Origin of the sequence: Sphingopyxis sp. (assembly GCF_036402335.1) — a bacterium.
Classification (GTDB): Bacteria; Pseudomonadota; Alphaproteobacteria; order Sphingomonadales; family Sphingomonadaceae; genus Sphingopyxis.
In genome coordinates this window covers 1-4177 of sequence record NZ_DASWTD010000537.1, presented here as the reverse complement: position 1 = coordinate 4177, position 4177 = coordinate 1, and the positions used below count along the sequence as shown (strand labels likewise).

The window sequence follows — 4177 nt, the reverse complement described above, 5'->3', positions numbered from 1 at the left end:
CCTGGATGCGTTGCGCGACGATCGGCTCGCCGACTGCCAACGGAAAATTATCGGCGATCAGCGTCGGGGGCACCGTCGGCGCTGCGTTGATCACGATATCGGACAGCGTGTAGCGTTGACCCGGTTTGACGTCGATGACCGCCGTAATCGGACGGCGCTGGCGTTCCTGCCCCTCCTCGCGCTCGCCGCGATCGATCCGCGTGTCGACGACCGCGTCGTAATAGCCTTCGGACGCGAGGATACGCTGCATCAGCTCGCCGTCTGCAGACAGGCGCGCGCGGATCATCGCGGCATTGTCGGCCTTTCCGTCGCCCTCGTAGAGCGCCGACAGGTCGCCGAACAGGTCTGCAAGATCGACGTCTGTGCTGTCGTCAGCCGGATCGAGCCCATTGACCTGTACCGAATAGCTGATGCTGACATTGTCCTTGTCATCCTCGGCCTCGGCGAAGACGACCGGTTCGACGTTGAAATTTTCGAGCGGCGGGAGCGGGGCGGCGAGTTCGCTGTCGCTGATCGGAGCGTCGCCGATTGCCTCGACCGCGTCGCCGTCGGCCAGTGCCGGAACCGGCACGCCGCCCGCCTCTGGCGGCTGCGCTTCAACAGTCGTCGAACCGGTTGCTGTGGCTGCTTTTGCGGATTCGGAAGCCTGACGTTTCTCGAAATCGGCGATGGATTCGAGCGGGCGGTCGAGTTCGGCGTCATCCTCGGCGCTGATCGGCGGGATCGCCTTTTCGAATTCATCATCCTCGATGATCGGCGCGACTTCGGGGAGTTGCACATCGGGTGGCGGCGGGGTCGGTGCCGCGATGGGGTCGGCAGCCGTCGATTGAAGCGTCGGCACGACCTTCGACGGCTCGACCTGCTGCGCCTGCGCTGCGCCCGCCCCGCCGATGCAGGCTATGGAGGTTGAAACGATCAGCAGGCGCCGAACCCGCACAAATCGACGGGGCCGGGATTCACGAGGTTTTTCAGGAAAATGCATCTGTGGCCCGCCAATGATGCACGTGTGGCTTGCTGGCAGCGACGGCGCAACCCGTTTCTATCGCGGAAAAGGCGTCCCACCCCTTCATTTCGTCGCATTTCCCCTGCCCGGTCCGTGGATTCCTCCAATCAACGAGCCCGCCCCGATCAAGTTCCGCCGATCAGGAATCGACACCGAACAAGTCGCGGCTGTAGACCTTGTCGGTCACGTCGGCCAACTCTTCGGCGACCCGGTTGGCGATGATCACGTCGGCCTCCGCCTTGAACGCCGCAAGATCGCGAATGACGCGCGAGTTGAACAGCCTGTCCTCCTCGAGCAGCGGTTCGTAGATGATGACCTCGACCCCCTTCGCCTTGATGCGCTTCATCACGCCAAGAATGCTGCTCGCACGAAAATTATCCGATCCGGCCTTCATCGCCAGCCGATGGATTCCGACGACCCGCGGATTGCGCTTCAGAACTTCCGATGCGACGAAATCCTTGCGTGTCGTGTTCGATGCGACGATCGCCTGAATCAGATTCTGCGGTACTTCCTTGTAGTTCGCGAGCATCTGCTTCGTGTCCTTGGGCAGGCAATAGCCGCCATAGCCAAAGGATGGATTATTGTAGAACTGCCCGATCCGGGGATCGAGGCCGACCCCGTCGATGATCTGGCGCGAATCCGCGCCATGCATCGCGGCATAGGTGTCGAGCTCGTTAAAGAAGGCGACGCGCATCGCAAGATAGGTATTCGCGAAGAGCTTGATCGCCTCGGCCTCGGTATTTCCGGTCTGCAGGACGGTCGCTTCGGGCTTGAGCGAGGCGCTAAGCAACAAATTCGCGAACTCGGCCGCGCGCGGATGGGTGTTGCCGATGATGATCCGCGACGGGTGAAGATTATCGAACAATGCGCGGCCCTCGCGCAGGAACTCGGGTGAAAAGACGATCGCATCGTTACCATGTTCTGCCCGCATGCGTTCGGTGAAACCGACAGGAACGGTCGATTTGACGACGACCATGGCACCGGGCGCCATCGCCAACGCGTCGGCGATCACCGATTCGACCGACCGGGTGTCGAAATAATTGGTATCGGGATCATAGTCGGTCGGCGTCGCGACGACGACGAAATCGGCGCCGTCATAGGCCAAAGCCTTGTCGGTCGTCGCGATCAGGTCGAGCTCGCGGTTCGCCAGATAGTCCTCGATCTCGGGATCGGCGATAGGCGAAATGTGTGCATTGATCTGCTCGACCTTGCGATTGTCGATATCGAGCGCAACGACGCGATTATGCTGCGCGAGCAGCACGGCATTTGAAATACCCACATAACCGGTGCCGACGATCGCGATCTTGGTCTTGTTGCCCGGAGTGGAAATCGGCTGCGCATGTGACTGGAGCAAAATTCGTTTCCTATACCGTTGGGAGAGAGAGGCCGCTCCCTAGCAAGCCGGGTTCGTCTGCTCAACTTGATCCGAACGAGCGGCTCGCGGAGGGAGAGGTTTCCGGGATAGATGGCGGCGGGCAGATCATGTCCCGCAGAATGTCTTGTACGGACCGAAGCTTTCCGGCGGCGGCGACGCATAATCCGCCTTTCCGGCACGCAGCGCATAGGGGTGGCGGACGACGTCGAGCAATTCGAGCCACGGATCGAGGTCGCCCTGCTCCGCAGCAGCCAGCGCACGCTCGACCTGATGGTTTCGCGGAATATAGAGAGGATTCACCATGTCCATTGCCGCGGCCCGCTCCACCGGGCTTGCCGTCTGCTGTTCGACATGCTCCCACCATCTCGCGATCCACGCCGCCATTGCAGCAGGTTCTGGCAGCAGCCGTGCCAATGTGTCGCCATCACCGCGCAGCAACGATGCCAGCGCGCGAAAGAAGGATGTGAAATCAACCTCGAGCCGCTCCAGTGCCTCGAAGAGATCGTCGACCAGTGCTCCCTCCCCTTCGAACGGGTCGCCGAGCCCCAGCTTTCGGCGCATCTGCGCAAGCCAGGCGATGCGGAAGCGATGGGGAATCCGGTCGACCCTTTCTTTCGCTTCTTCGACCCCCGCGGGATCGGTCGCATGGATTGCAGGCAACAGCGCCTCGGCAAAACGCGCCATGTTCCAGTGCATGATCTGCGGCTGGCGCCCATAGGCATAGCGGCCGTTGGCGTCGATCGAGCTGAACACCGTCTCGACCGCGAACCGGTCCACGAAGGCGCACGGTCCATAATCGATCGTTTCGCCGGTGATCGCGACGTTGTCGGTATTCATGACACCGTGAACGAAACCGACCCCAAGCCATTGCGCCACGAGCGTACACTGCAGTTCGATTACGCGATCGAGCAGCGCCAGATGCGGATTCGATTCCGCGACAAGATCAGGAAAATGACGCCGGATGCTGTAGTCGGAAAGCTGGATGACGTGATCGGCGCCGAAATGCGCCGCAAAGAACTGAAAGGTACCGACGCGGATATGGCTGCTCGCGATGCGCGTCAGCACCGCGCCGGGGTGGGCGCGTTCGCGCTGGACGCGGTCGCCGGTCGCGACTGCCGCAAGCGATCGGGTCGTGGGTACTCCAAGCGCCGCCATCGCCTCGGACACCAGAAACTCCCGCAATACCGGTCCGATCGCCGCTTTCCCATCGCCATTCCGCGAAAAGGCGGTCGGCCCCGATCCTTTGAGCTGCATATCGAAGCGCAGGCCGTCGGGCGCCACGACCTCCCCCAGCAGGAGCGCACGGCCGTCGCCGAGTTGCGGCGAAAAATGGCCGAACTGATGGCCGGCATAGGCGAGCGCGAGCGGGTTCGCGCCCTGCGGGAGCGCCTTGCCGGAAAATATGCGTGCCAGTTCTTCGTCGGAAGTGTCCGCCGTGTCGATCCCGAGCCGGCGGGCAAGCAGGTGATTAAAGGCGAGCAGGTGCGGCGCCGAGGGTTCGGTCGCTTCCCCGGGGGCGTAAAAGCCCTCCATTGCGGTGAAGAAACTGTTATCGAACCTGATATTCATGACGCTGCTCCTCGCCCCGATATGTCGAGTTTCGCGCCGATGATTGCAAGCTGCCGCCGTCTACGCACAATCCATCGCGAAGATTGCCGGTTTCCGCGTTTCAGGGAACGATCTTCCTCGTCGGGGATTGCTGGTTGGGTCGCATATATTGGCGGGGATTTAACATGCGAATTTTGTTGAATTATAAATTAACCGCGCCTAGCAGTGCGGTCGCGTCCGGGATGGCGCTG

Annotated in this window: 2 protein-coding genes and 1 pseudogene; all 3 read right to left on the bottom strand. The window is 61.6% G+C overall.

The genetic code is table 11. The annotated features are described in order from the left end of the window. A pseudogene (locus tag VGD20_RS17585) lies at window positions 1-937 on the bottom strand (hypothetical protein); the annotation flags it as partial. Window positions 938-1142: 205 nt separating this feature from the next. Continuing rightward, the gene (locus VGD20_RS17580) at window positions 1143-2357 is read right to left on the bottom strand and encodes a nucleotide sugar dehydrogenase (RefSeq protein ID WP_349256381.1); all 1215 of its coding nucleotides are present in this window, start codon (window positions 2355-2357) and stop codon (window positions 1143-1145) included. 126 nt (window positions 2358-2483) lie between these two features. Beyond that, window positions 2484-3947, bottom strand: a complete 1464-nt coding sequence (locus VGD20_RS17575) for a protein adenylyltransferase SelO (protein ID WP_331135672.1) — start codon at window positions 3945-3947, stop codon at window positions 2484-2486. Window positions 3948-4177: the final 230 nt, after the last annotated feature.